A 24,877-nucleotide genomic window follows, 5' to 3' on the forward strand; every position below is an offset into this window, starting at 1 on the left:
CCATCTGGCCCAGTTTGGCCACGCGTTCCAGCAGGATGACTTGCATGATCAGGTCTCCTTACTTCACGACATAGGGCAGCAGGGCGAGAAAGCGGGCGCGCTTGATGGCGCGGGCCAGTTCGCGCTGCTTCTTGGCCGAGACGGCGGTGATACGGGAAGGGACGATCTTGCCGCGCTCGGAAATATAGCGTTGCAGCAGGCGCGTGTCCTTGTAGTCGATCCTGGGCGCGTCCTTACCCGAGAACGGGCAGACCTTGCGACGGCGGAAAAACGGTTTTGCAGCCATGTCTTGAGCTCCTTTTCTCAGGTTATGGTTTAACGGCGTTCGCGACGGCGGTCGTCGCGATCGTCGCGTTTCTGCATCTGGACCGAGGGGCCTTCCTCGTGCCCTTCGACCTTGATCGTCAGGACGCGCATCACGTCTTCATGCAGGCGCATCAGACGCTCCATCTCCTGTACCGCCGGCGCGGGTGCGTCGGTGCGGAGAAAGGCGTAATGCCCCTTGCGGTTCTTGTTGATCTTGTAGGCCATGGTCTTGACGCCCCAGTATTCCTGGTCGACGACCTTGCCTCCGTTATCCGAAAGGACTGTCGAGAAATGTTCGATCAGCCCTTCGGCCTGCGCGTTGGACAGATCCTGGCGCGCGATGAAGACATGCTCGTATAGCGGCATGCGTTTGCCTTTCGTTTCTATAGCGGCCTTCAAAGGGGGGCTTCGTGCTCCGCACCCCGCCACGAGAGGCGCCGCTGGTAATAATCCGTTTGCGGAGATGTGCGCTCTTAGTCCAGAAGGCGATAGCGCGCAAGCGGCAAGCGCCGCTATGCGCGCCTGTCGGCATACGACTGTGCGGCGGCGCAGGTTCCCTTGCCGGGGTATCTGCCCGATCTTCCGCCGGTCACTATCGGACATTCACAGTTCAAGGATCACGACAATGTACAGATCGCTGAAATCCACCGCAGGAACCGCCATGCTGGCAGGCGCGGTTTTGCTGGCCGGCCCGCTGGTGGCAACGGCCGAGACCTATGTTCTCGATCCGAGCCACAGCCAGGTTGTCTTCAGCTATACGCATATGGGTTTTTCGACCACAACCGGCATGTTCTCGGGCTTTGACGGCGAGATCGAGTGGAACAGGGAGGACCCGGCGCAAAGCTCGGTCAGCGTCGCGCTGCCCGTGCTGAGCATGTTCACCGGCTGGGAAGCCCGGGACGGGCATTTCATGGCGGACGATTTCTTCGGAGCCAGCGAGGGCGATCTGATCGCCTTCAAATCGACCGGAATCGAAGTGACCGGCGAGGAAACCGGCAGGATCACCGGCGTTCTGAGCATGAACGGTGCCGAAAAGGAGGTGGTGCTGGAGGCGAAGCTGAACGCGGCCGGCATGCACCCGATGGAAAACAAGGAATGGGCCGGGTTCAACGCGACGACAACGCTGAAACGGTCGGATTTCGGGCTCGGGCTGTTCGCGCCCGCCATCGGTGACGATATCGATGTGCGGATCTCGATCGAGGCGATGAAAGCCGAGTAAACGGTACTCCGACAGGCCGCCGGGATTACCGGCGGCCTGTTACGGAGCGGGTATCACCGGCTGCGTTCTGCCGTCAGGTCGATGTCCACCCCGACGGAGAAACCCAACGTGCCCTCGGAGGTCTGGGTGTCGCCGATGTGGAAATCGCGCCGGTCGAGCGACGTGCTGGCCCTCATCCGGGCGGTGTCGCCCTCGATGGCGAGGGTGAAGGGAAATTTGATCGGCATTTCGACCCCGCGCAGCGTCAGCGAGCCCTGCGCGAGGTAATCCCCGCCTTCGCCGGGCAACAGGTCGGCGCGGAAGGTTGCGGCGGGGAATTGCCCGGCATCGAAATATTCGGCGCCCAGTGCCTGATCGGTGACCGAGCCGAGCGTGAGCGAGCCGATGGCGACCGTGACTTCGGCTGTTCCCAGGCTGCCGCCGGTTGCGGCCTCGTCGAAGGCGATCGCCGCCTGCCAGTCGCCGAAGCTGCCTGTCACGTCCGATCCCATCTGGCGAACGGTGATGGCAAGCGTTCCTTCCCTGACCTGCCATCCGCTCGCCGCCGCCTGCACCGGATCTGCCGCCTGCGGCGTTGCAGGCGTGTCCGGACCGGAGAGGATTCCGGCGCCCATGGCCAGTATCAGAATCGCACCGGCGGCGATGGCCGGGCCGCGGCGGTGCCGCGCCGGCTCGGGGCCGGCGGCCTCGGTGCCGAACAGCATCCGCCGCAACGTGGCGTCGCGGTCGATCAGGTGGTGTTTCAGCGCCCCGGCGACATGCAGGCCGAGCGCAATGACAAGCAGGATGACGAATGCGAAATGCAGCGCGGCGAAGATATGCGCCACGGAGTCGGATTTGGGCACCAGCGGCAGCGACTGGCCGAAGGGCCACCAGATCGGGGCAAACCCTTCGGTTGCGGCGTGGTCGATCCATCCGGTCAGCGGGACCGCCACCAGGCAGACATAGAGAAGCCAGTGCACGGTTTGGGCAAGGGTCGTTTCGATCTGCCGCTCGCCGTTGAGCGGAAGGGGGTGCGGCTGGACCGCCGCCCAGAGAATCCGTGCGAGGGAGAGGAAGAAGACAGTCACGCCAAATGTCTTGTGCAGGCTGAACAGCCACATCTTCTGCCGAAGCGCTTCGCCGGTGTCGTAGGGCCAGTTTTCGGCCACGAAGCCGAGCGGAAGCAGGATCGCGATCAGCAGCGCGACGAACCAGTGCAGGCTGCGGGCGACCAGACCGTAGCGGGTGGGGGAATTATGCAATGCCATGTCGGCTCCGTTGGGAGGTGTGTATCGAAGACCGGGGTAGACCGGCACGCCGGTGATGCCCATGCGAGCCACCGCACAGCCGCTGTGCGGACGGCGGCGAACGCCGCATCGCTTGTGGGATATCGTCCGAGGCGCTAGACCGGCGTCACGAAAAAGCAAACCGAAGGATGAGGGCATGAGCCGCGCATTTGTGTTTCCGGGGCAGGGCGCCCAGACGATCGGCATGGGAAAGGCGCTTGCCGATGCCTATCCGCAGGCGCAGGCCGTGTTCGACGAGGTGGACGAGGCGCTGGGGCAGGACCTGTCGGGCCTGATCTGGGAGGGCGATATCGAAACGCTGACGCTAACCGAAAACGCCCAGCCGGCGCTGATGGCGACCTCGCTCGCCGCGTTGCGCGCGCTTCAGGCCGAAGGGGTCGGAATCGAGGTGGCATCCTTTGTGGCGGGCCATTCGCTGGGTGAATATTCCGCGCTGGCGGCGGCCGGGGCGCTGAGCGTGGCGGATACCGCCCGGCTGTTGCGGATTCGCGGACGCGCCATGCAGCAGGCCGTTCCGGTGGGGCGGGGCGCGATGGCTGCGATCCTCGGGCTCGATCTGGTCACGGTGCAGGAGGTCGCGGCCGAGGCTGCCCAAGGCGGTGTCTGTGCGGCAGCCAACGACAACGATCCGGCGCAGGTCGTGGTTTCGGGCGACAAGGCGGCGGTCGAGCGCGCGATCGGGATCGCGAAGGGCAGGGGTGCGAAGCGCGCGATCCTGCTGCCGGTTTCCGCACCCTTCCATTGCGCCCTGATGGGCCCGGCCGCCGATGCGATGGCCGAGGCGCTGGCGCAGGTTCACATCGAACCGCCCAGGGTGCCGGTGGTGGCCAATGTCCGGGCGGCGGCGGTGACCGACCCGCAGGGGATCAGGGAATTGCTGGTCGAGCAGGTGACCCATTCGGTACGCTGGCGCGAATCCGTCCTGTGGATGGCGGCGCAGGGCGTTGACGAGATGTGGGAAATCGGCGCCGGCAAGGCGCTGAGCGGCATGGTGCGGCGGATCGACAAGTCGGTGGCCACACGCGCGGTGGGCACGCCGGAGGACGTGAAGGACGCGGCCGAAAGCGTTCGCGGCTGAGCGCGGCGGGACATATAGCGAAAGGAGAGCGGGATGTTCGATCTGACGGGCCGGAAGGCGCTGGTGACCGGGGCCTCGGGGGGGATCGGCGGGGCGATCGCCAGGGCGCTGCATGAGGCGGGGGCGACGGTGGCGCTGTCGGGCACCCGGACCGGGCCGCTGGAGGCGCTGGCCGGCGAACTGGGCGAGCGCGCCCACGTTCTGCCGTGCAACCTGAGCGATGCGACAGCGGTCGATGCCCTGCCCAAGCAGGCGATCGGGGCCATGGGCGGGGTGGATATTCTGGTCAACAACGCGGGCATCACCCGCGACCAGATCTTCATGCGGATGTCGGATGACGAATGGGCGCAGGTGATCGAGGTCAATCTGACGTCGACCATGCGGCTCTGTCGCGGAGTGATGCGGCCGATGATGAAGGCACGCTGGGGACGTATCGTCAACATCTCGTCGGTGGTCGGGGCAACCGGGAACCCCGGGCAGGCGAATTATGCCGCGTCGAAGGCGGGGATGATCGGACTGACCAAATCCATCGCCTGCGAGGTGGCGAGCCGCGGCATCACCGCAAATGCAGTGGCGCCGGGGTTCATCGCCACCGCGATGACCGACAGTCTGACCGACGAGCAGAAGGCCGCGATCAACGCCAGAATCCCCGCCGCCCGCATGGGCACCGCCGAGGAGATCGCCGCTGCGGTTCTTTACCTTGCCAGCCCCGAAGCGGGGTATGTTACCGGCGCGACGCTCCATGTGAACGGCGGGATGGCGATGCTCTGAGACGGGATTCTCCGCCGGGGCGCGGCTGCCGGTCTTGTGAAATCGGTGCCGCTCGCCCATGGTGCGGGGAGTCGGTGGTGGGCGCTAACGGATCGCGCGTCAAAGCGTTTGCTTTTGCAGGCGGACATGGTAAAGGCGGCGCAGATTTTTGACCGGCACTTGCCAAATGCGGGCGGTCAGGTCACAAGCCCCACCAGCGACGGGACGTAATCGCCCGTGGGACAAACGGGAAATCGCCCGTAGCCGGGCATTGGATACAACGGGGTGAAAGCCCCAAGGCAAGAGGAAGTGACATGAGCGACATCGCCGATCGCGTGAAGAAGATTGTTGTCGAGCACCTGAGCGTCGACGAGGACAAGGTGACCGAAAGCGCGTCGTTCATCGACGATCTGGGGGCCGACAGCCTCGATACCGTGGAACTGGTGATGGCCTTCGAAGAAGAGTTCGGCATCGAGATTCCCGACGATGCGGCCGAGACGATCCAGACCTTCGGCGACGCGGTGAAGTTCATCACCGAAGCTTCCTGATCCGACATTCCCGCAAGGGTCTGGATGGCGCTCCGTTCGGGGCGCCATTTTCTTTTGCGGTGCCGCCCGGCCGACCGGATGACAGGGGTGCGTGGCGGCGTTCGCGTGCCGATGGCGACAGGTTGTGTTGCGCGGGCCTGCCGCCGCGTGTATCACGCCCGAAAGTCGAAAATCGAACCGAGGTACATTGAGATGCGGCGAGTAGTTGTCACTGGCTTGGGCTTGGTTACCCCCCTTGCGTGTGGTGTCGAGGAGACCTGGAACCGCCTGTTGGCCGGGCAATCCGGTGCCGGCCCGATCACCCGGTTCGACGCATCGCGCGTGACAACGAAATACGCCTGCGAAATCCCGTTCGGCGACGGCTCGGGCGGCACGATGAATCCCGACGACTGGATGGAGCCGAAGGAGCGCCGCAAGGTGGACGACTTCATCCTCTACGGTGTCGCCGCCGCCGAGCAGGCGGTGAACGATGCCGGCTGGAGGCCGCAGGACGAGGAAAGCCGCCTGCGCACCGGCGTGCTGATCGGCTCGGGCATCGGCGGGCTGACGACGATTGCCGATACGGCGGTGCTGCTGAACGAAAAGGGACCGCGGCGGGTATCGCCCTTTTTCATTCCCGGATCGCTGATCAACCTTGTCAGCGGCCAGGTCAGCATTCGCTACGGTTTCAGGGGGCCGAACGTGTCGGTGGTGACGGCCTGTTCGACCGGTGCCCACGCCATAGGCGATGCGGCGCGGCTGATTGCGCTGGACGATGCGGATGTGATGGTCGCCGGCGGTGCCGAAAGTCCGATCAGCGAGATCGGGATTGCCGGGTTCAATGCCTGCAAGGCGCTGTCGACGAAATTCGCCGACGCACCGCAGACGGCGAGCCGCCCGTGGGATGTGGGCCGCGATGGTTTTGTGATGGGCGAGGGCGCCGGTATCGTGGTGCTGGAGGAATACGAACATGCCAGGGCGCGTGGCGCGCGGATCTATGGCGAGATTCTCGGCTATGGTCTGTCGGGCGATGCCTATCACATCACCGCGCCATCGGAAAACGGCGAGGGCGGCGAGCGTTCGATGCGGGCGGCGCTGAAACGGGCGCGGCTTGAGCCGAAGGATATCGACTATATCAACGCCCACGGCACATCGACCATGGCCGATACCATCGAGCTTGGCGCGGTCGAGCGTTTGCTTGGCGATGCCGCCGGCCGGGTAACGATGTCTTCCACCAAGTCGTCCATCGGGCACCTGCTGGGGGCGGCAGGTTCGGCCGAGGCGATCTTCTGCCTGCTGGCGATCCGCGACCAGGTCGCGCCGCCGACGATCAACCTCGATACTCCGGCGCGCGAGACGGCCATCGATCTTGCCCCGAACCGCAAGGTCGAACGCCGGATCGACATTGCGCTGACCAACTCGTTCGGATTCGGCGGCACCAATGCCAGCCTCGTGATCGGCCGGGCCGGCGCCTGATGGCAAGGGCGATCGCCTCCAACGCGCTGACGGTTCTCGTCGTCCTGATGCTGGCGGCCGCGGGTGCCTTTGCCTGGGGCCGTGCGCAATATGCCGGCACCGGGCCGCTTGACGATGCGATTTGCGTCATGGTCGCACCGGGCGCTTCGATGGCGTCGGTTTCGCAGCAACTGCAAGAGCGCGGCGCGATCTCGAACGCGACGATCTTCCGGCTGGGTGCCGAGTATTCGGACCGGGCCGACAAGCTGAAGGCCGGTAGCTTCGTGGTCCCGGCCGGTGCATCGATGGACCAGATCATCGAGGCGGTGACAGCCAGCGGACGCAGCACCTGCGGCACCGAAATCAACTACCGGATCGGTGTCAACAGCAGCAACATGCTGGTGCGCGAACTTGATCCGGCAACACAGGGCTATACCGAGGTTGCAAGCTACGACCCCGGAAGCGACCCGACGCCCGGGGTGATGGAGTCGGTCCTGGCGAGCCCGGGCACGCGGTTCCGGGTGACGCTGGCTGAAGGTGTCACGAGTTGGCAGGTTGTCGATGCGTTGGCGCGCGCTAGCTTCCTCGATGGCGAGATCGGTCAGGTTCCGCTGGAAGGGACGCTTGCCCCCGACAGCTACGAGGTGACGCCCGGCGCGTCGCGAAGCGGGTTGATCGCCGAGATGAGCGACCGTCAGGCGGGTATCCTGAACGATCTCTGGGCCGCGCGAGCCCCCGGCCTGCCGGTGGAGGACCCGCAGCAGGCGCTGACGCTTGCGTCGATCGTGGAAAAGGAGACCGCCGTTCCGGAGGAGCGCCGCCGGGTGGCAAGTGTATTCGTCAACCGGCTGCGGCAGGGAATGCGGCTTCAGACCGATCCGACGGTCATCTACGGGCTGACCGAGGGCAGGGGCGTTCTGGGGCGCGGCCTGCGCCAGAGCGAGTTGCGCCGGGCAACGCCCTACAACACCTATGTCGTTCAGGGCTTACCGCCGACACCAATTGCGAACCCCGGCAGGGCGTCGATAGAGGCAGCGCTGAATCCCGAGGATTCGGATTACCTCTATTTTGTTGCGGACGGGACCGGCGGCCACGTTTTTGCCACAACGCTTGACGAGCACAACCGCAATGTCCAGCGCTGGCGGGCCATCGAGGCGCAGCGGCAGGGGCAGTAGGAAAAGGTTAATAATCAGTAACCTGGCGTGCGCTGGGCGCGCCGGGCGGGCAGAGTTCTCTTGACTCGGCGAACGGTCCAAAGTAGAAACAGATCAAGCTGGAAGAAATGGGCAAGCACCGGATCGCAAAGATCGCGGTGCTTTTTCATTTGCTCGTGCGGAGGCATGAGAAAGAGCAGGTTCAATAAATGGATAACAGCTTGAAGCCCGAATTTCACGGGAACGGTACCGGTCTGTTTTTCGACCAGGCAATGGAACTCTATCGGAGCGGCTCGAAACAGCTCACCGATATCATCCGCGAGGTCGGCGAGGGAAAAACCGACCGCGCGAAGAAGCTTTCGCCGGTTCTGTCCGAGATGCGGAAAGCTTCGATCACCATGATGGAGGAGGCGCGTAATGTCGAAGAGCTTCGCCGCAAGCTCGTCGGGGATGTTCATGAGCAGCCTCTCGACCTTGCCGGGGCCCGCGATGAGATCGGGCGCAGAATGGCTCGTCTGCGGGCCGCGAGAGGTGCAGCGGGCGTTTCTTGACGGGTTGAGCGAAAACGCCCTGGCGGCATTGCCCTGGCTCTTCGAGTTCTGGGCGATGCCGCACCAGTTGCCGCCGGCGGGCGACTGGAAGACCTGGGTGATTCTGGGCGGGCGCGGCGCGGGCAAGACCCGCGCCGGTGCCGAATGGGTCCGCGCGCGGGTCGAGGGTGCGACGCCGCGCGATCCCGGCCGTGCGCGGCGCGTGGCGCTGGTTGGCGAAACGGTCGATCAGGTCCGGGAGGTGATGGTTTTCGGGGAGAGCGGGATACTTGCCTGCTCTCCGCCGGACCGCCGCCCCGTCTGGCAGGCCGGACGCAAGCGTCTGGTCTGGGCCAACGGCGCGATTGCGCAGGTGTTTTCGGCCCACGACCCCGAAAGCCTGCGTGGACCGCAGTTCGATTGCGCCTGGGTTGACGAGCTTGCCAAGTGGCGGAAGGCCGGGGAGGCCTGGTCGATGCTGCAATTCGGTTTGCGGCTGGGTGAGAATCCGCAGCAATGCGTGACGACGACCCCGCGCGATGTGGCGGTTCTGAAGGAACTGCTCAAGCGCGACTCGACGGTTGTGACCTCGGCGCCGACCGAGGCAAACCGGGCGAATTTGGCCGGGAGCTTTCTGGAAGAGGTTCGCAGCCGATACGCCGGCACGCGGCTCGGGCGACAGGAACTTGATGGCGTTCTGGTCGAGGAGACCGACGGTGCGCTGTGGACGCCGAGAACGATAGAGGCATCGCGGGTCGAAGCGGCGCCGGTGCTCGACCGGATTATCGTTGCGATCGACCCGCCGGTGACCGGGCACGACGGGTCGGACGAATGCGGGATCGTTGTCGTCGGGGTATCGGCAAGGGGCGATCCGCGCCATTGGCAGGCTTATGTGCTGGAAGATGCAAGCGTCGCGGCTGCATCGCCGATGGCCTGGGCCCGTGCGGCAGTTGCCGCGCGCGACCGCCACGATGCCGAGCGGCTGGTGGCGGAGGTCAATCAGGGCGGCGATCTGGTGCAGACGGTCCTCAACCAGATCGATCCGCTGCTTCCCTTTCGCGCCGTCCGTGCCAGTCGCGGCAAGGCAGCCCGGGCCGAGCCGGTTGCCGCACTTTACGAACAGGGGCGCGTGCATCATCTGCGCCACCTTGCGGAACTGGAAGACCAGATGTGCCGGATGTCCACACGCGGATACGACGGCAAGGGGTCGCCGGACCGGCTGGATGCGCTGGTCTGGGCGCTGACCGAACTGATGATTGTGCCAGGCGGACAATTCAGACGACCGTCGATCCGGACGCTGTAGCCCATCACACGCGCGGTGCGTGGGGATGCGCGGCTGCCGGATTTCGGCGCCCCGATCCTCGCCATGCCCGCCCCCTGCCATCCGGCAGGGGGCCGCAGCGCGCGGGTCTGGCAGCGCACAGACAGAAACAACAGGAGTACGATAGCATGCTGGAATTCCTGCGTCGGTCGGGGGCGACATCCGACCCGGCCGAGATACCGGAGCGCAAGGCCTCGGCCGCCGGGCCGATTGTGTCGTGGCAGGGTGCGGGGCGTATCGTCTGGTCGCCGCGCGACACGGCATCGCTGACCAGAACCGGCTTTGTCGGAAATCCGGTCGGCTTTCGCTGCGTGAAACTGATCGCCGAGGCGGCAGCGGCGGTGCCGCTTGTCTGTCAGGATGGAAAACGCCGCTACGACACCCATCCGATCACCGACCTTCTGGCGCGTCCGAACCCCGCCCAGGGGAGGGCCGAACTGCTGGAAGCGCTCTACGGGCAGTTGCTGCTGTCGGGTGACGGGTACCTCGAAGCGGTCGGTGACGGGGTGACCCCCTATGAGTTGCATGTCCTGCGCAGCGAGCGGATGAGCATCGTTCCGGGTGCCGACGGCTGGCCGGTTGCTTACGAATATGCGGTGAGCGGCAGAAAGCACAGGTTCGAAATGACCGGAGCCGCGCCACCGATCTGCCATCTCAAGAGCTTCCACCCGCAGGACGACCATTACGGCATGTCGCCGATGCAGGCGGCGGCGACGGCGATCGACGTGCACAACAGCGCCTCGCGCTGGTCGAAAGCGCTGCTGGACAATGCCGCGCGCCCGTCGGGTGCCATCGTCTACCGGAGTTCGGATGGCAGCCCGGGAACGCTGAGTGCCGATCAGTACGACCGGCTCCTGAGCGAGATGGAGCTCCATCATCAGGGCGCGCGCAACGCCGGCCGGCCGATGCTGCTCGAGGGCGGGCTCGACTGGAAGCCGATGGGATTTTCGCCCGCGGATATGGAGTTTCACGAAACGAAAATCGCCGCCGGCCGCGAGATCGCGACCGCCTTCGGTGTGCCGCCGATGCTGCTCGGCATTCCCGGTGACATGACCTATGCCAACTATCAGGAGGCGAACCGGGCTTTCTATCGCCTGACGGTGCTTCCGCTGGCGACGCGGGCGGTGGCGTCGATTTCGGCCTGGCTCGGCCGCTTCGACCTGCCGCCCGCCAACCTCGAACCCGATCTGGACAGGATTTCGGCGCTCAGCAGCGAACGCGAGGGGCAGTGGGCGCGGATCGGCGCCGCGTCGTTCCTGACCGACGGCGAGAAGCGTGCGCTGCTGGGGCTGCCGCCGCTTCCCAACGATGAGTGAGACCCGAACAAGGAAATCCGGATGATGACAGACACATTGAATGGCGGGCTCGAACGGAAGTTCTGCCAGTTCGACGCAACGCTTGCGGTACGGGACGGATCGGAAATCGCCGGCTATGCCTCGCTTTTCGGGAGGGTGGATCAGGGCGGCGATATCGTGCAGTCCGGCGCCTACGGTGCTTCGCTGCGGGCGCTCGAGGCGGCCGGGCGCCGGGTCAAGATGCTGTGGCAGCACGATCCGGCACAGCCGAGCGGCGTCTGGGACGAAGTGCGCGAAGACGAGCGCGGGCTTTATGTCAGGGGTCGCATCCTGCGCGAGATCGAGAAAGGCCGCGAAGCGGCGGCGCTGATCGAGGCGGGTGCCATCGACGGGCTTTCGATCGGATATCGCACCAAGCGTGCAGAGAAGGATGCCGGCGGGCGCCGTTTGCTGCACGATCTGGAGCTTTGGGAGGTGTCGCTTGTCACCTTTCCGATGCTTCCCGAAGCGCGGGTAGGCGCCAAGGCGGAAAGCCCGGACAGCAACCCGATGCGTGAACTGGCGGAGGCGCTGCAAGCGGCCCGCCACGACCTGGCGGCCGACAGACCCGCCACAACCTAATCATCCCCACCTGGAAGGATCCCTGTGATGCGTACATCCGAGACCAAGGCTCGGGACGGGCGGCCTGCGCCCGAATTCAATGCGGCGATGATCGGGTTTCTGAGCGATTTCAGAAACTTTCACGCCGAAATCAAATCGAAGCTTCAGAAACAGGAAGAGCGACTGACCATGCTGGATCGGAAATCCCTGATTGCCGGGCGACCCGCCCTTGCCGGTGCCGCCGAAAGCGCCGGGGCACCCCACCAGAAGGCCTTTGAAACCTACCTTCGTTCGGGTGACGACGATGGCCTGCGCGGACTGGAATTCGAGGGAAAGGCGATGTCGACCGCAGTTGCGGCCGATGGTGGATATCTGGTCGATCCCGAGACCTCGGCGATGATCAAGGGCGTGCTGAAATCGAGCGCCTCGATCCGGTCGATTGCCAATGTCGTCAACGTCGAGGCGACATCGTTCGACGTGCTGATCGATCATGGGGAACTGGGAAGCGGATGGGCAACCGAGACCGCTTCGAGCATCGAGACGGACACGCCCCAGATCGAGCGCATCACCATTCCGCTGCACGAGCTTTCGGCGATGCCGAAGGCGAGCCAGCGGCTGCTCGATGACAGTGCCTTCGACATCGACAGCTGGCTGGCGGAACGGATCGCCGACAAGTTCGCCCGCGCCGAGGCGGCGGCTTTCGTCAACGGCGATGGCATCGACAAGCCCACCGGATTTCTGAGCCACCCGGTGGTGGGCAACGACGCCTGGACGTGGGGGGCGCTGGGTTACGTGGCAAGTGGTGCCGATGGCGCGTTCGGCAGCGCCGACGCGCTGATCGATCTGGTCTATGCGCTGGGCGCGGTCTACCGCGCCAATGCGAGCTTCGTGATGAACTCGAAAACAGCCGGCACGGTGCGCAAGCTCAAGGACAGCGACGGGCGGTTCCTGTGGTCCGACGGGCTTGCGGCCGGAGAACCCGCGCGCCTGCTCGGCTATCCGGTTCTGATCGCCGAAGACATGCCCGACATCGCACCGGACAGTTGCGCGATTGCGGTCGGCGATTTTGCCGCCGGCTACACCGTTGCCGAGCGTCCCGACCTGCGGGTGCTGCGCGATCCGTTTTCGGCCAAGCCGCATGTACTGTTCTATGCGACGAAACGTGTTGGCGGAGATGTCAGCGATTTTGCCGCCATCAAGGTGCTGAAGTTCTCGTCCGTCTGATTTCGATGCAGCAGACTTCCCCGGGTGTTTGACCGGGGCAGTCGGCAGGTGCGCGCCACGACCACCACTCGCCGTGTTGTCCAGCTGCTCCCCTCCGTCCGAGCGACACGGGGCGCGCACCTGTCACCCGATCCCCCGAGGGGAAGATCACTTCGGAGAATTTGATGATGCTTGTCGAGCAGACCAGTGTGCCTGCTTCTGCACTACCTGTTGCGGATTTTCGGGATCACCTTCGCCTGGGAACAGGGTTTGCCGACGACGGCGCGGAAGACAGCCTGCTGGAAACGTTCCTGCGGGCGGCGATTGCCGCAGTCGAGGCGTGGACCGGAAAGGCATTGCTGGAACGGGATTTCACCTGGACGCTGATCGCCTGGCGCGATGGCCGGGCGCAGACGATACCGATTGCCCCGGTCAGCGCGATCGGAGCGGTTCGCATGATCGATTGCCTGGATTGGCAGACGATCGTCGACCCATCGAAATACCGCTTGCAGCAGGACACGCACCGGCCCGCCCTGGTTGCGCGGGCCGCGAGGTTGCCGACCATCCCGCCGCAGGGATCCGTGCTGATCGAATTCACTGCGGGGTTTGGCCCGACCTGGGCCGAAGTGCCGGCGGACCTAGCGCAGGCGGTGATGCTGCTTGCGGCCTATTACTACGAATACCGGCACGAGATGCGCGTTGGCGGCGCGGTGATGCCCTATGGCGTGTCGTCGCTGGTGGATCGCTGGCGTAACGTCCGCCTGATGGGAGGGGGGCGCATATGAGCGTGTCATCCCCGGAGCTTACCCGCAGGCTTGTGCTGGAGGCGCTGGAGCGCACACCCGACGGTGCGGGCGGTTACGTCGATGCCTGGGCGGCGCTGGGATCGGTCTGGGCGCAGGTGACTGCGGGAAGCGGGCGGGAGAGTGCAGCGGATGCGCTGCCGGTTTCGTCAGTTCCCTACCGGGTTATCGTACGCTCGGCGCCGGCCGGCTCGCCCCGGCGCCCGCGGCCCGACCAGCGGTTTCGTGAAGGAAGCCGCTGTTTTCACATTCTGGCCGTGGCCGATGCCGACGCGCATGGCCGCTACCTGACGTGTTTTGCGCGCGAAGAAGAGGTCTCGACATGAGCTATGGGGTAGCCGCCGCGCTTCAGACGGCGATCTATGGCCTGCTGGTCAACGACACGAAGATTGCCGAGCTGGTCGGCCCGAACGTCTTTGACGAGGCGCCGGCGGGCGCGGTTCCAGATCTCTACGTTACTCTCGGCCCGGAGGTTGGCCTGGCCGCCGGCGACAAGACCGGGCAGGGCGCCCGCCACCGCTTCACGGTCAGCGTGGTTTGCGGCGCCGCCGGATTTCACGGCGCGAAGCGGATTGCCGGAGCGGTATCGGATGCGCTGGATGATGCCCGTCCGGAACTGGCGCGCGGCAGGGTCGTCGGGATGCAGTTCCTGCGGGCCGATGCGCGCAGGGCGGGCACGCAAGGCAAGCGACGCATCGATTTGCGCTTCGAAGCGCGGGTCGAAGACGACTGATCCATCAAAAGAAATCTCGAACACTGGAGAATGCACATGGGTGCGCAATCGGGGAAAGACCTGCTGATCAAGCTCGACATGAATGGGTTTGGCCAATTCGAGACGGTGGCGGGGCTCAGAGCGACGCGGATGAGTTTCAACGCCGAGACGGTCGACGTGACCAATCTGGACAGCGCGGGCGGCTGGCGCGAGTTGCTGTCCGGGGCGGGTGTGAAGAGCGCATCGCTGAGTGGCTCCGGTGTTTTCAAGGACGATGCAACCGACGAGCGTGCGCGGCGGCTCTTCTTCGATGCGGCCCTGCCGCAGTTTCAGGTGATCATTCCGGATTTCGGCATCATCGAAGGGCCGTTCCAGATCACCTCGATCGAATATGCCGGCAGCTACAACGGTGAGGCGACCTATGAGCTTTCGATGGCGTCGGCCGGGGCGCTGAACTTTACGGCGATCTGACCATGGCCAATCCGTGGAGAGGCGAGGTGTTGCTGCATCTCGACGGTGAGCCCAGGGTCTGCAAGCTTACCCTGGGAACGCTTGCCGAACTGGAGGCCGAGCTTGGCGAAGGATCGATTCTGACGCTGGTCACGCGGTTCGAGGCCGGCCGGTTTTCGGCGCGCGACGTGCTGGCTGTTGTGATCGCGGGGCTTCGCGGGGGCGGCTGGTCGGGCACGCTTGCCGAATTGCGTACCGCCGAGATCGGCGGCGGTGTCGCCGGTGCGGCCGGGGCCGCAGCGCAGCTTCTGGCGCGGGCGTTCGCGCTGCCGCCGGCCGGCGAGTGACCCGATGGACTGGCGGGGTTTGATGAGCCTCGGAGTGCGGCGGCTGGGGTTGAAGCCGGCGGAATTCTGGCAACTGACGCCGGCAGAACTGCTGCTGATGCTGGGGTTCGACCCCGGGCAGCCCCTGCTGACGCGGGCGCGGCTTGCCGATCTGGCGCGCCGCTATCCGGATCTGACGAAAGGGCACTACGATGACGATTGATCCGGAGGGGATCGAAGATTTCGATTTGCAGGTCGATGCACTGACGACAACGCTGTCGTCGGCCGGATCGCTGGTTGGCCTGTTCGATGCGGAATTGCGCAAGATGCAGGGCAGCGCGCTGAGAACCGGCAGCAGCGTCGGATCGCTTTCCTCAAGCATCAGCGGAAACCTGCGGCGTGCGTTCGACGGGCTGATGTTCGATGGCATGAAGCTGTCGGATGCGATGAAAACCGTCGCATCGTCGATCATCGATGCATCCTATTCGGCGGCGATCAAGCCGGTTACCAGCCAGTTCGGGAGCATCCTGAGCCAGGGGCTTGCCGGGATCGGTGCCGCCGCCTTCAGGGATGGTGCGAGCTTTGCCCAGGGGCGCGTGATGCCCTTTGCCAAAGGGGGCGTCGTGACCGCGCCGACCGCCTTTCCGATGCGCGGCGGAACCGGCCTGATGGGCGAGGCCGGCCCCGAAGCCATCATGCCGCTGGCACGTGGTGCCGATGGCCGGCTCGGTGTTGCAACCGAAGGAACCGGCACGCGCCCGGTTCAGGTGGTGATGAACATATCGACCCCCGATGTCTCGGGGTTTCAGCGCAGCCAGTCGCAAATCGCGGCACGGGTGAACCGTGCGCTGACGCTCGGGCAGCGAAATCGCTAGGCTGATCGAAAGGTACGGACATGAGTTTTCACGAAGTACGATTTCCGACGTCACTCGGCTTTGGTTCGATCGGCGGACCGGAGCGAAGGACCGAGATCGTCACACTGGCCAACGGTTTCGAGGAGCGTAATACGCCGTGGAAACACTCGCGTCGTCGCTACGACGCCGGGCTGGGGCTGCGGTCGCTCGACGACCTGCAGGAACTGCTTGCGTTCTTCGAGGCCCGCCGGGGGCAGTTGTTCGGGTTCCGTTGGAAGGACTGGGCGGATTTTCGCAGCGGGTTACCCTCGCAGGCGGTTTCACCTTTCGATCAGCCGATCGGGGCGGGCGATGGCGGAACAACGAAGTTTCAGTTGGTCAAGACCTATCGTTCAGGCGAGGCCGAGTACATTCGTCCGATCACCAAGCCGGTCGCCGGCAGCGTTGTCATTGCAGTGGACGGTGCCGAGGTTCCCGCCCCGGAATGGACGGTCGACACCGCCACCGGCATTGTCAGCCTTGCCGTCGCACCTGACGTTGGCGCGGCGATTTCCGCCGGATTCGAATTCGACGTGCCGGTGCGGTTCGATACCGACAGCATCCGGGCCTCGGTAGTGACGTTTCAGGCGGGCGAGGTACCCGACGTTCCGGTGGTCGAGGTGCGTGTCTGATGGCTGTTCGTACTGAACCCGCAAGGCGCCTGATCGAACACCTGCAAAGCGGAACCACAACCGTTTGCCGCTGCTGGAAGATCATCCGCCGGGACGGGGCGACCATGGGCTTTACCGACCACGACGAGGCGTTGGGTTTCGATGGTACGATCTTCGCCGCATCAAGCGGGATGGCGGCACGAACCCTTGCCACGACAACGGGGATGGCGGTCGATAACAGTGAAGCACTCGGCACGCTGAGTGATATGGCGATGAGCGAGGCGGATATCCTTGCCGGCCGCTACGATCACGCCGAGGTGCTCCTGTGGCTGGTTAACTGGACCGATACGACGGAACGGATGTTGCAGTTTTCGGGGTCGCTAGGCGAAGTGACCCGAAGCGGCGGCCAATTTTGGGCGGAATTGCGAAGCCTGACCGAGGCACTGAACGCCCCCCATGGAAGAACCTTTCAACGAGGCTGCACCGCGATATTCGGCGATGCATCCTGTGGCATCGACGCAGACGCCCCGGAATATTCGAAGGTCGTTCAGGTTGCCGGGGCCACGGACGGGCGGGAGTTTTGTTTCGATACGTTGGAGGAGTATCCGGCGCGCTGGTTCGAAAAGGGGCGCCTGAGCGTGGTAAGCGGAACGGCGACGGGACTGGTCGGTATCATCAAGTCTGACCGACTGTCCGGAGGCATGCGCCAGATAGATCTTTGGCACGGATTGCGCTGCGCCGTTGCCGCGGGCGATGAGGTTCGTGTCGAAGCGGGATGCAACAAGCGGGCAGCAACCTGCCGCAACCGGTTCAACAACATGGCGAATTTCGGCGGATTCCCTCACGTGCCCGGGGAAGATTGGCTTACGGCCTATCCCAGATCATCGGACGAGAATGATGGTGGCAGCATTTTCGGCGGGGCTGGCCAATTCGATGAATGAGGATTTCACGAAGCGGGACGATATTGTCGGGATCGCGCGATCATGGATCGGAACCCCGTATCGCCACCAGGCATCTGTTCGGGGGAGCGGCGCGGATTGTCTGGGGCTGGTGCGTGGTGTCTGGCGCACACTATACGGGCGCGAGCCTGAAACGGTGCCGGACTATACTGCCGACTGGTCCGAGGCGGGACAACATGAACGCCTGTGGTGTGCGGCCGGTCGCAACCTCCGGCAGCGCGCAGCTGCCGATGATTTCCGGAATGGCGATGTGCTGCTGTTTCGTATGCGTGCGGATCGTATTGCCAAACATGTTGCGATCGCGGCCTCCCGTGGCAGGACATGGACGTTCATTCACGCCTACAGCGGCCACGGCGTGATCGAGAGCTGCCTGACCGATCCATGGCGGCGAAAGATCGTTGCGGCTTTTGAGTTTCCCGAAGGAGGTGAGTAATGGCAACCATTTTGCTTTCTGCCGCTGGTGCGGCGGTGGGCGGTGCCTTTGGTGGAACCGCGTTCGGTATTTCAACCGCCATGATCGGCCGTGCCATTGGCGCGACCGTCGGCCGAATGATCGATCAGGCGATCATCGGTACCGGCAGCGAGGTGATCGAGACTGGCCGGCTGGAAAGATACCGTCTGACCGGCGCGAGCGAAGGTGCTGCCATTCCGGATGTATACGGTCGCATGCGGATTGCCGGGCAGGTGATCTGGAGTTCGCGTTTCAACGAACACGTCTCGACCAGCGATGTCGGCGGAAAGGGTGTCGGACGTGGTGCGCAGGCCAGAGAATACAGCTATTCCGTGAGCCTGGCGATTGCCCTTTGTGAGGGTGAAATCCTGCGGATCGGGCGTATTTGGGCCGATGGAATGGAAATTGGCGGCGACGATCTGGATTTCCGCGTCTACACGGGCAGCGTGGAACAGGAACCCGATCCCAAGATCGAGGCGGTCGAAGGCATCGGGAACGCTCCTGCCTATCGCGGCACGGCTTATGTCGTCTTCGAGGATTTGCAGCTTGCAAATTACGGAAACCGCGTGCCGCAGTTTTCGTTCGAGGTGATACGCGCCACCAGGGCGGAGTGCGTTCCTGAAGAGTGCAGGAGCCTTTCGGAGACCATCGAGGCGGTCGCGTTAATACCCGGCACCGGCGAATATTTACTCGCGACCACGCCGGTTCATTATTCTTCGGGATTTGGATGGAACAAGTCTGCGAACGTCCATTCGGTGAGCGGCATGACCGATTTTTCGACGTCGCTGGAGCATCTGGGGCTGGAGTTGCCGCGATGCAAGTCCGTGTCACTGGTCGTGTCGTGGTTCGGTAATGACCTGCGGTGTCCGTCCTGTGACCTGGTGCCCAAGGTCGAGCAATCCCACACCGATGGAACCGGAATGCCGTGGCGGGTCGGCGGGCTTGCCCGAGAGGATGCGGAAACCGTAGTGCGGATCGACGACAGACCCGTCTATGGCGGCACCCCGTCCGATCAATCGGTTGTCGAGGCGATCCGGGCAATTTCCGAAAGCGGCAAGGACGTGATGTTCTATCCGTTCATCCTGATGGAACAGATGGCGGGAAACACGCTTGCCGATCCGTGGACCGGAGATGCCGGGCAGCCCGTTTTGCCGTGGCGCGGACGCATTACCACATCGCGTGCCGCCGGCATTGCCGGGTCTGCGGATGGGAGCGAGGCTGCGGTCCTGGAGGTGAGGCAGTTCTTCGGAAGCGCCCGGGCAAGCGATTTTTCCGTGTCGCACGGAACCGTCGAGTATTCCGGTGCGGACGAGTGGTCATACCGCCGTTTCATTCTTCATTATGCGCACCTGTGCGCGGCGGCGGGCGGTGTCGTTTCATTCTGTATCGGATCGGAAATGCGCGGACTGACCCAGATCCGGGGGTCGCAGAATTCGTTTCCCGCAGTTGAGGAACTAAGGGATCTGGCAGCCGAAGTCAGGACGATCCTCGGCGCCACGACGAAAATAGGATATGCCGCCGACTGGAGCGAATATTTCGGATTTCAACCGGACGATGGGTCGGGCGATGTGTTCTTCCACCTCGATCCGCTGTGGGCTGATGACAACATCGATTTCGTCGGCATCGACAATTACATGCCGGTTTCCGATTGGCGCGATGGCTCGGGACACAGCGATGCCCATTGGAAGAGCATCTACAATATCGACTACCTCAAATCGAACATCTGTGGTGGAGAAGGATATGACTGGTACTATGCCGATGCGGATGGCCGTGATGCGCAGGTTCGCCTTCCGATAGAGGATGCAGCCCATTCCGAGCCGTGGGTGTTTCGCTACAAGGATATTGTGAACTGGTGGAGCAGGCCGCACTACAATCGGGTTGCGGGTGTTCGTGAGGGTATCCCGACCGCTTGGGCTCCGGAATCTAAGCCAGTCTGGTTTACCGAACTGGGGTGCGCGGCAGTCGATAAGGCGACCAACCAGCCCAACAAGTTCGTCGATCCCAAATCCTCGGAATCCGGTTATCCCTATCACTCGAATGGCATGCGCGACGATTACTTGCAGCAACAATATCTTCGGGCATTGCACGGCTATTGGAACGATCCCGAAAACAACCCGGTTTCGACGGTCTATGGGGATCGAATGGTCGATATGTCCCGAGCCCATGTCTGGGCATGGGACGCACGGCCCTATCCTGCCTTTCCGTCGCGCAACGATGTGTGGAGCGACGGCGAAAACTACCTCAAGGGTCACTGGCTGAACGGACGTACCACATCGGAATCGCTTGCGGCCGTGGTTTCCGAGATTTGCTCCAGTAGCGGATTGCCAGGTGTCGATGTCAGCGAGCTTTACGGTCTCGTGCGTGGATACGCGATCGGCGATGTGGCACCAGCGCGCGCGGCATTGCAACCATTGGCGCTTGCCGGCGGTTTCGATTCCTTCGAACGGGAAGGAGCGCTGTGTTTTCGATCGAGAATTTCCGCAGTTGATGTGGAGATAGAGTCTGAAAGGGTTGCGGTCGCCGACGATCTGGACGGAAAGGTCGAATATCTGAGATCTCCCGCGGCCGAGATGGCAGGGCGTGTCCGATTGAACTTTATCGAGGCTGAGGGGGATTTTGCGACGAGATCTGCGGAGGCGATTTTTCCCGACGAGCAGGACCAGACCGTCGCCACAACGGAGCTGCCCTTGTGCATGAGCGCCGCCGAAGGCACGGCGGTTGTGGAACGCTGGCTTTCGGAAGCGCGGGTCGCGCGGGACCGTGTGAGGTTGGCCTTGCCGCCGTCACAGAAATCCGTTGGCGCAGGCGACACGATAAGGCTCACCGGTGCAGCGGATGCAGGTGCCTATCGCGTGGATCAGGCTGAACTGGGCGAGGCGCAGGTGCTCGAAGCTGTTCGGGTAGAACCCGACCTGTATCAGGCAAGTGGGCAAGCAGAGACCATCACGGCAGCGAGGGAGGTCAGCGCCGCCTTGCCTGTCTATCCGGTTTTTCTCGACATTCCGCTGCTTTCGGGCAGTGAAGATCCGGTTGCCCCGCATGTAGCCATTGCGGCGCACCCGTGGCCGGGCAAGGTTGCGATCTATTCGTCCGCGACCGGGGAGGGCTACAGGCTGAACACCCTGATCGGAGCGCGCACGACCATTGGAGCAACCGAAACGCCGTTGCACGCCGCAGCACCCGGCTTGTTCGACAATGGGCCACCGCTGCGGCTGCGTATCGGTGAAGGGTTGTTATCTTCTGCCGAAACGAATGCACTGCTTGCTGGCGCAAACCAGTTGGCGATCGGTGATCCAGCGACCCAGTGCTGGGAGATCCTCCAGTTTCGCAAGGCTGTGCTGGTCGGTCCGGACACCTATGAGGTATCGGGGCGCCTGCGCGGACAGGCAGGGACGGATGGCGTGATGCCCGATGTCTGGCCCGCTGGAAGTACCGCCGTACTACTGAACGGATCGGCCGCTCAGATCGACTTGTCTGCGGCCGAACGAGGACTGGAGCGTCATTATCTGATCGGGCCTGCCGGGCGTTCATATGATGATCCCTCGTATCTGCATCTTGCTTCGGCGTTCGATGGTGCTGGCCTTCGACCCTATTCGCCGGCACACCTGCGATGCGAGGCCGTCGATGATGGAAGTCTGATGATCCGCTGGATCCGAAGGACCAGAATCGACGGTGACAGTTGGGCCTCCTATGAGGTTCCGCTGGGCGAGGAATCGGAGCGATACCTGTTGCAGATTTCGAGTGCGGGTCGGATTCGCCGCGAAGCGCTGCCGGATGAGCCCAAGTGGAGCTATTCCGCTGACATGCGCAGCGAAGATGCGCTGAGTGCCCCCTTTGAGATCCGTGTTGCGCAAATGTCCGAGCGGTACGGTGCCGGACCATTCAGAAGGATCGAGATCAATGTCTGAAACCGCAAACCTCGGGTTGCCGCTGTTGCAACCCAGCCAGGCCCAGAAGCATGTCACGGTGAACGAAGCGTTGGTTCGCCTGGATTCCCTGACGCAACTGACGTTGTTATCCCGGTCTGTGTCGGCTCCCGCCGAGGTGGGGGTTGACGGCTCCTGCTATGCGGTGCCGACGGGAGCGACCGGCGATTGGAGCGGCCGCGACGGAAGCATTGCCGTCTACAGCAATGGTGGCTGGATTTTCGCTATCCCTGGTACCGGCTGGAAAGCCTGGATATCGGACGAGAATTGCACGGCGACATTCCATGATGGAGCCTGGCACTGCGATGTTACGGCCATTGCCCGAAACGGTGCCGCGTCGCTCTTTGGTATCGATGAACTGGACTATCGGATCACGCTGCCGGGGACCCAGGAAATCCCCCTCGATATCCCGCAAGACGCGATGGTCTTTGCCTGCTCGGCGCGGGTTTTCGAGGACATCACAGGTAGCCTGGGAACCTGGAGCCTCGGACTGTCCGACGAACCGGCCAAGTTCGGCTCGGGCATGGGGCTCGCCACAGGTTCCTACTGCACCGGTATCCTGTCGCAGCCGACGACCTATTATACAAACCGGCGACCGCTGCTTTCGCCAATCGGCGGCGAGTTTTATGGTGGACGGCTGAAGCTCGCACTTCATACCTATCGTATCGCGCTGCCGATCTGAGGCCGGCCAGTCGGATCGGGTGGGGCATCAATGACGTCGAGTTGAACGAAGACGCCCTGCGCGATCCGACGATGGGTTTCCAATCTGGCGTCGTTCCCGTATCTTCTCCTTGTGTCCAAGTCAGGGGAAGCAGAGGGTCATGAAGAACGTCGAGACGCTCGCCAGTATTGATCCGGTATGGGCCAGGATCACCCGCGAGGCACGGCAAGCGGTTGTTCAGGAACCGTTACTGGGCGGGTTCATACATACCAGCCTGCTTCATCATACGACGATCGAATGCGCGCTTGCCTATCGCACCGCGATGAAGCTCTCGTCCGGAGAGATGTCCGAACAAATCCTGCGTGAAATCGCCGACGAGGCCTATTCATCGGACCCCGAGATCGGCCTGGCGGCACGGGCAGATCTGGTTGCAACATACGAACGCGATCCCGCCTGTCACCGGTTCCTGCAGCCCATCCTGTTTTTCAAAGGCTACCAGGCGGTTCAGGGATATCGGCTGGGCCATTGGCTGTGGAACCACGGCCGAACTGACCTGGCCTATTTTTTCCAGATGCGGATTTCCGAGATTTTCGGCGTCGATATCCACCCGGCGGCGCGTTTGGGGCGTGGCATCATGATCGACCATGCACATTCCATCGTGATCGGTGAAACGGCCGCGGTCGGCGACAACGTGTCGATGTTGCATTCGGTTACGCTGGGTGGAACGGGAAAGGAAGATGGTGACCGGCATCCGAAGATCGGCAATGGAGTCCTGATTGGAGCCGGGGCAAAGGTGCTCGGCAATATTATGGTTGGCCATTGCAGCCGGATCGCCGCCGGATCGGTTGTGCTTGAAGACGTTCCGCCCAAGACGACCGTTGCCGGTGTTCCGGCACGTGTCGTCGGAGCAGCCGGATGCGCCGAACCCGCGATTACAATGGATCAGTTGCTGTCGGGCGAGGAAATCTAGGGCCATTTATGGCGATCCGGTCCGTCATGTGCGGCGCAGCGAGTCAAACGGACGGGCGCCTTGATTTTCTTGGCGCCCGCCTGTTGTCACGCAAGCATGCCGAGCGGATTTTCGAGGTTCTCGACAATGGCTTTCAGTAGTTCCGCACCGAGGGCGCCATCAATCACACGGTGATCGACCGACAGCGTAACGGACATAACCGTCGCCACCGCAAGCTCTCCATCGGCGCCTGCCACCGGCTTCCTGACACCGGCGCCAACCGCGAGGATGGCGGCCTGAGGCGGATTGATCACTGCATCGAAATTGTCGATGCCAAACATGCCGAGATTCGAAACCGCGAAGCTGCCGCCCTGATACTCGTGCGGGGCGAGTTTGCGTTCGCGTGCACGTTTGGCCAGGTCCTTCATCTCGGTCGACAGTGCGGAAAGCGACTTCATGTCCGCATCCCTCAGAACCGGCGTGAAAAGCCCGCCTTCGATTGCCACCGCAACCGCCACATCCGACGGCTTGAGTTGCAGTACCCTGTCGCCGGCCCATACGGCATTTGCGGCGGGAACCTGCTGAAGGGCAAGCGCGCAGGCCTTGATAATGAAATCATTGACCGAGAGCTTCACACCGCGTGCCTCGAGTTGACCGTTCAGCGTGCTGCGGAACTTGAGCAGTGCATCGAGCCTGATATCCCGGCGCAGATAAAAGTGCGGGATCGTCTGCTTGGCCTCGGTAAGGCGGGCGGCGATCGTCTTGCGCATGCCGTCGAGCTTGATCACTTCGTGTGGGCGATCTTCGTAGATCCGGACTATCACATCCGCCGATGGCCCGGCGGGCGTGGAGGGTGCCGCAACTGGTTTGGCCGAAGCTTCTGCTGCGGGCTTGGCCACCGGTGCTGTAACGGCGGTCTCCACGTCGGCCTTGACGATTCGCCCGTGCGGTCCGGTTCCCTTGATCTTCGACAGATCGAGCCCCTTTTCGGCGGCGATCCGGCGGGCAAGCGGTGACGCGAAGATGCGGCCACCGCCGGAGGCAGAGCCTGCTGCCGGTGCAGGGGCGTCCGGTACCGCCCCGGCCGGCACCAGAGCGCTTGCGGCGTCAGCTTTCGGCGTCGGTGTCGCAGCGGGTGCCGCGACCGCAATGTCGCCAGCACTTTCATCGTCGGCCAGCAGGATGGCAATCGGAGTGTTGACCTTCACCCCTTCGCTGCCCTCGGGGATCAGGATCTTTCCGATCACCCCTTCGTCGACGGCCTCGAATTCCATCGTCGCCTTGTCGGTCTCGATTTCGGCGAGCAGATCGCCGGAAGAGACCTCGTCACCCTCCTTTACCAGCCATTTGGCCAGCGTCCCTTCCTCCATCGTCGGGGACAGTGCGGGCATCAGTATTTCGATCGGCAT

At 63.5% G+C, this 24,877-nt stretch carries 28 protein-coding genes; 23 read left to right on the plus strand and 5 right to left on the minus strand.

Annotated features, from left to right (window positions below):
• Positions 1-58: 58 nt before the first annotated feature.
• On the minus strand, positions 59-286 hold the full coding sequence (gene rpsR, locus ACK5IR_RS15630; RefSeq protein WP_416930102.1) for a 30S ribosomal protein S18: 228 nt from the start codon (positions 284-286) through the stop codon (positions 59-61).
• Positions 287-315: 29 nt separating this feature from the next.
• Positions 316-672: a 30S ribosomal protein S6 gene (gene rpsF, locus ACK5IR_RS15635; RefSeq protein WP_416930104.1), complete on the minus strand. Its 357-nt coding sequence runs from the start codon at positions 670-672 to the stop codon at positions 316-318.
• Between the two features lie 259 nt (positions 673-931).
• Between rpsF and ACK5IR_RS15640 the strand changes: the two genes are divergently transcribed.
• Positions 932-1,525 (plus strand): YceI family protein, encoded by a 594-nt coding sequence (locus ACK5IR_RS15640; RefSeq protein WP_416930106.1) that lies wholly within the window; start codon positions 932-934, stop codon positions 1,523-1,525.
• Between the two features lie 53 nt (positions 1,526-1,578).
• On the opposite strand, the gene ACK5IR_RS15645 is transcribed toward ACK5IR_RS15640, so the two are convergent.
• A complete protein-coding gene (locus tag ACK5IR_RS15645; protein WP_416930108.1) occupies positions 1,579-2,775 on the minus strand; it encodes a cytochrome b/b6 domain-containing protein in 1,197 nt (398 codons plus the stop codon).
• A 175-nt stretch (positions 2,776-2,950) separates the two neighbouring features.
• Here ACK5IR_RS15645 and fabD point away from each other — a divergent pair, with 175 nt between their 5' ends.
• The 5 genes from fabD to mltG all read left to right on the plus strand — a co-directional run bounded on the left by fabD (position 2,951) and on the right by mltG (position 7,799).
• On the plus strand, positions 2,951-3,892 hold the full coding sequence (gene fabD / locus ACK5IR_RS15650) for an ACP S-malonyltransferase (RefSeq protein ID WP_416930110.1): 942 nt from the start codon (positions 2,951-2,953) through the stop codon (positions 3,890-3,892).
• 33 nt (positions 3,893-3,925) lie between these two features.
• Positions 3,926-4,663 carry a 3-oxoacyl-[acyl-carrier-protein] reductase gene (gene fabG / locus ACK5IR_RS15655; RefSeq protein WP_416930112.1) on the plus strand — a complete coding sequence of 246 codons (738 nt, stop codon included), beginning with the start codon at positions 3,926-3,928 and terminating at the stop codon, positions 4,661-4,663.
• Positions 4,664-4,956: 293 nt separating this feature from the next.
• Entirely contained in the window at positions 4,957-5,190 is a 234-nt protein-coding gene (locus tag ACK5IR_RS15660; protein WP_416930114.1) for an acyl carrier protein, read from the plus strand.
• 192 nt (positions 5,191-5,382) lie between these two features.
• Complete coding sequence (gene fabF / locus ACK5IR_RS15665) at positions 5,383-6,645, plus strand: beta-ketoacyl-ACP synthase II (RefSeq protein WP_416930116.1); 1,263 nt, start codon at positions 5,383-5,385, stop codon at positions 6,643-6,645.
• A complete protein-coding gene (gene mltG, locus ACK5IR_RS15670) occupies positions 6,645-7,799 on the plus strand; it encodes an endolytic transglycosylase MltG (RefSeq protein WP_416930118.1) in 1,155 nt (384 codons plus the stop codon). Before fabF ends, mltG begins: the two co-directional genes overlap by 1 nt.
• Positions 7,800-7,813: 14 nt before the next feature.
• On the opposite strand, the gene ACK5IR_RS15675 is transcribed toward mltG, so the two are convergent.
• Positions 7,814-8,236: a hypothetical protein gene (locus ACK5IR_RS15675; protein ID WP_416930120.1), complete on the minus strand. Its 423-nt coding sequence runs from the start codon at positions 8,234-8,236 to the stop codon at positions 7,814-7,816.
• 31 nt (positions 8,237-8,267) lie between these two features.
• Between ACK5IR_RS15675 and ACK5IR_RS15680 the strand changes: the two genes are divergently transcribed.
• The 17 genes from ACK5IR_RS15680 to cysE all read left to right on the plus strand — a co-directional run bounded on the left by ACK5IR_RS15680 (position 8,268) and on the right by cysE (position 23,489).
• Positions 8,268-9,611: a DNA-packaging protein gene (locus tag ACK5IR_RS15680; RefSeq protein WP_416930122.1), complete on the plus strand. Its 1,344-nt coding sequence runs from the start codon at positions 8,268-8,270 to the stop codon at positions 9,609-9,611.
• Between the two features lie 146 nt (positions 9,612-9,757).
• Positions 9,758-10,945 (plus strand): phage portal protein, encoded by a 1,188-nt coding sequence (locus ACK5IR_RS15685; RefSeq protein WP_416930124.1) that lies wholly within the window; start codon positions 9,758-9,760, stop codon positions 10,943-10,945.
• A gap of 24 nt (positions 10,946-10,969) precedes the next feature.
• Positions 10,970-11,545: an HK97 family phage prohead protease gene (locus ACK5IR_RS15690; protein WP_416930126.1), complete on the plus strand. Its 576-nt coding sequence runs from the start codon at positions 10,970-10,972 to the stop codon at positions 11,543-11,545.
• A gap of 27 nt (positions 11,546-11,572) precedes the next feature.
• A complete protein-coding gene (locus tag ACK5IR_RS15695) occupies positions 11,573-12,748 on the plus strand; it encodes a phage major capsid protein (protein ID WP_416930128.1) in 1,176 nt (391 codons plus the stop codon).
• A gap of 164 nt (positions 12,749-12,912) precedes the next feature.
• On the plus strand, positions 12,913-13,512 hold the full coding sequence (locus tag ACK5IR_RS15700; protein ID WP_416930131.1) for a head-tail connector protein: 600 nt from the start codon (positions 12,913-12,915) through the stop codon (positions 13,510-13,512).
• Between the two features lie 2 nt (positions 13,513-13,514).
• Positions 13,515-13,856 carry a head-tail adaptor protein gene (locus ACK5IR_RS15705; RefSeq protein WP_416930191.1) on the plus strand — a complete coding sequence of 114 codons (342 nt, stop codon included), beginning with the start codon at positions 13,515-13,517 and terminating at the stop codon, positions 13,854-13,856.
• Positions 13,853-14,263, plus strand: a complete 411-nt coding sequence (locus ACK5IR_RS15710; RefSeq protein ID WP_416930133.1) for a DUF3168 domain-containing protein — start codon at positions 13,853-13,855, stop codon at positions 14,261-14,263. The genes ACK5IR_RS15705 and ACK5IR_RS15710 overlap by 4 nt, the downstream gene beginning before the upstream one ends.
• 36 nt (positions 14,264-14,299) lie before the next feature.
• On the plus strand, positions 14,300-14,713 hold the full coding sequence (locus ACK5IR_RS15715) for a phage major tail protein, TP901-1 family (RefSeq protein ID WP_416930135.1): 414 nt from the start codon (positions 14,300-14,302) through the stop codon (positions 14,711-14,713).
• A gap of 2 nt (positions 14,714-14,715) precedes the next feature.
• A complete protein-coding gene (locus ACK5IR_RS15720; protein ID WP_416930138.1) occupies positions 14,716-15,039 on the plus strand; it encodes a gene transfer agent family protein in 324 nt (107 codons plus the stop codon).
• A gap of 4 nt (positions 15,040-15,043) precedes the next feature.
• The gene (locus tag ACK5IR_RS15725; protein WP_416930139.1) at positions 15,044-15,241 is read left to right on the plus strand and encodes a phage tail assembly chaperone; all 198 of its coding nucleotides are present in this window, start codon (positions 15,044-15,046) and stop codon (positions 15,239-15,241) included.
• Entirely contained in the window at positions 15,231-15,893 is a 663-nt protein-coding gene (locus tag ACK5IR_RS15730) for a phage tail tape measure protein (RefSeq protein ID WP_416930141.1), read from the plus strand. The genes ACK5IR_RS15725 and ACK5IR_RS15730 overlap by 11 nt, the downstream gene beginning before the upstream one ends.
• 20 nt (positions 15,894-15,913) lie before the next feature.
• A complete protein-coding gene (locus ACK5IR_RS15735; protein WP_416930143.1) occupies positions 15,914-16,543 on the plus strand; it encodes a TIGR02217 family protein in 630 nt (209 codons plus the stop codon).
• Positions 16,543-17,463, plus strand: a complete 921-nt coding sequence (locus tag ACK5IR_RS15740) for a DUF2163 domain-containing protein (RefSeq protein ID WP_416930145.1) — start codon at positions 16,543-16,545, stop codon at positions 17,461-17,463. The genes ACK5IR_RS15735 and ACK5IR_RS15740 overlap by 1 nt, the downstream gene beginning before the upstream one ends.
• The gene (locus tag ACK5IR_RS15745; protein ID WP_416930193.1) at positions 17,456-17,914 is read left to right on the plus strand and encodes an NlpC/P60 family protein; all 459 of its coding nucleotides are present in this window, start codon (positions 17,456-17,458) and stop codon (positions 17,912-17,914) included. Before ACK5IR_RS15740 ends, ACK5IR_RS15745 begins: the two co-directional genes overlap by 8 nt.
• Positions 17,914-21,840 (plus strand): baseplate multidomain protein megatron, encoded by a 3,927-nt coding sequence (locus ACK5IR_RS15750; protein ID WP_416930147.1) that lies wholly within the window; start codon positions 17,914-17,916, stop codon positions 21,838-21,840. Before ACK5IR_RS15745 ends, ACK5IR_RS15750 begins: the two co-directional genes overlap by 1 nt.
• A complete protein-coding gene (locus tag ACK5IR_RS15755; protein ID WP_416930149.1) occupies positions 21,833-22,540 on the plus strand; it encodes a DUF2793 domain-containing protein in 708 nt (235 codons plus the stop codon). Before ACK5IR_RS15750 ends, ACK5IR_RS15755 begins: the two co-directional genes overlap by 8 nt.
• A 139-nt stretch (positions 22,541-22,679) precedes the next feature.
• A complete protein-coding gene (gene cysE / locus ACK5IR_RS15760) occupies positions 22,680-23,489 on the plus strand; it encodes a serine O-acetyltransferase (RefSeq protein WP_416930151.1) in 810 nt (269 codons plus the stop codon).
• Positions 23,490-23,575: 86 nt separating this feature from the next.
• Here cysE and ACK5IR_RS15765 read toward each other — a convergent pair whose 3' ends face one another.
• Positions 23,576-24,877, minus strand: a complete 1,302-nt coding sequence (locus tag ACK5IR_RS15765) for a pyruvate dehydrogenase complex dihydrolipoamide acetyltransferase (protein ID WP_416930153.1) — start codon at positions 24,875-24,877, stop codon at positions 23,576-23,578.

The sequence above is a fragment of the Tropicimonas sp. genome, from assembly GCF_047971885.1.
Taxonomy (GTDB): domain Bacteria; phylum Pseudomonadota; class Alphaproteobacteria; order Rhodobacterales; family Rhodobacteraceae; genus Tropicimonas.

Excerpts from the sequence above, each read along its gene's own strand:
- rpsR (WP_416930102.1), bottom strand. The coding sequence starts at position 286 with ATGGCTGCAAAACCGTTTTTCCGCCGTCGCAAGGTCTGCCCGTTCTCG.
- rpsF (WP_416930104.1), bottom strand. The coding sequence starts at position 672 with ATGCCGCTATACGAGCATGTCTTCATCGCGCGCCAGGATCTGTCCAAC.
- ACK5IR_RS15640 (WP_416930106.1), top strand. The coding sequence starts at position 932 with ATGTACAGATCGCTGAAATCCACCGCAGGAACCGCCATGCTGGCAGGC.
- ACK5IR_RS15645 (WP_416930108.1), bottom strand. The coding sequence starts at position 2,775 with ATGGCATTGCATAATTCCCCCACCCGCTACGGTCTGGTCGCCCGCAGC.
- fabD (WP_416930110.1), top strand. The coding sequence starts at position 2,951 with ATGAGCCGCGCATTTGTGTTTCCGGGGCAGGGCGCCCAGACGATCGGC.
- fabG (WP_416930112.1), top strand. The coding sequence starts at position 3,926 with ATGTTCGATCTGACGGGCCGGAAGGCGCTGGTGACCGGGGCCTCGGGG.
- ACK5IR_RS15660 (WP_416930114.1), top strand. The coding sequence starts at position 4,957 with ATGAGCGACATCGCCGATCGCGTGAAGAAGATTGTTGTCGAGCACCTG.
- fabF (WP_416930116.1), top strand. The coding sequence starts at position 5,383 with ATGCGGCGAGTAGTTGTCACTGGCTTGGGCTTGGTTACCCCCCTTGCG.
- mltG (WP_416930118.1), top strand. The coding sequence starts at position 6,645 with ATGGCAAGGGCGATCGCCTCCAACGCGCTGACGGTTCTCGTCGTCCTG.
- ACK5IR_RS15675 (WP_416930120.1), bottom strand. The coding sequence starts at position 8,236 with ATGAACATCCCCGACGAGCTTGCGGCGAAGCTCTTCGACATTACGCGC.
- ACK5IR_RS15680 (WP_416930122.1), top strand. The coding sequence starts at position 8,268 with ATGAGATCGGGCGCAGAATGGCTCGTCTGCGGGCCGCGAGAGGTGCAG.
- ACK5IR_RS15685 (WP_416930124.1), top strand. The coding sequence starts at position 9,758 with ATGCTGGAATTCCTGCGTCGGTCGGGGGCGACATCCGACCCGGCCGAG.
- ACK5IR_RS15690 (WP_416930126.1), top strand. The coding sequence starts at position 10,970 with ATGACAGACACATTGAATGGCGGGCTCGAACGGAAGTTCTGCCAGTTC.
- ACK5IR_RS15695 (WP_416930128.1), top strand. The coding sequence starts at position 11,573 with ATGCGTACATCCGAGACCAAGGCTCGGGACGGGCGGCCTGCGCCCGAA.
- ACK5IR_RS15700 (WP_416930131.1), top strand. The coding sequence starts at position 12,913 with ATGATGCTTGTCGAGCAGACCAGTGTGCCTGCTTCTGCACTACCTGTT.
- ACK5IR_RS15710 (WP_416930133.1), top strand. The coding sequence starts at position 13,853 with ATGAGCTATGGGGTAGCCGCCGCGCTTCAGACGGCGATCTATGGCCTG.
- ACK5IR_RS15715 (WP_416930135.1), top strand. The coding sequence starts at position 14,300 with ATGGGTGCGCAATCGGGGAAAGACCTGCTGATCAAGCTCGACATGAAT.
- ACK5IR_RS15720 (WP_416930138.1), top strand. The coding sequence starts at position 14,716 with ATGGCCAATCCGTGGAGAGGCGAGGTGTTGCTGCATCTCGACGGTGAG.
- ACK5IR_RS15725 (WP_416930139.1), top strand. The coding sequence starts at position 15,044 with ATGGACTGGCGGGGTTTGATGAGCCTCGGAGTGCGGCGGCTGGGGTTG.
- ACK5IR_RS15730 (WP_416930141.1), top strand. The coding sequence starts at position 15,231 with ATGACGATTGATCCGGAGGGGATCGAAGATTTCGATTTGCAGGTCGAT.
- ACK5IR_RS15735 (WP_416930143.1), top strand. The coding sequence starts at position 15,914 with ATGAGTTTTCACGAAGTACGATTTCCGACGTCACTCGGCTTTGGTTCG.
- ACK5IR_RS15740 (WP_416930145.1), top strand. The coding sequence starts at position 16,543 with ATGGCTGTTCGTACTGAACCCGCAAGGCGCCTGATCGAACACCTGCAA.
- ACK5IR_RS15745 (WP_416930193.1), top strand. The coding sequence starts at position 17,456 with ATGAATGAGGATTTCACGAAGCGGGACGATATTGTCGGGATCGCGCGA.
- ACK5IR_RS15750 (WP_416930147.1), top strand. The coding sequence starts at position 17,914 with ATGGCAACCATTTTGCTTTCTGCCGCTGGTGCGGCGGTGGGCGGTGCC.
- ACK5IR_RS15755 (WP_416930149.1), top strand. The coding sequence starts at position 21,833 with ATGTCTGAAACCGCAAACCTCGGGTTGCCGCTGTTGCAACCCAGCCAG.
- cysE (WP_416930151.1), top strand. The coding sequence starts at position 22,680 with ATGAAGAACGTCGAGACGCTCGCCAGTATTGATCCGGTATGGGCCAGG.
- ACK5IR_RS15765 (WP_416930153.1), bottom strand. The coding sequence starts at position 24,877 with ATGCCGATCGAAATACTGATGCCCGCACTGTCCCCGACGATGGAGGAA.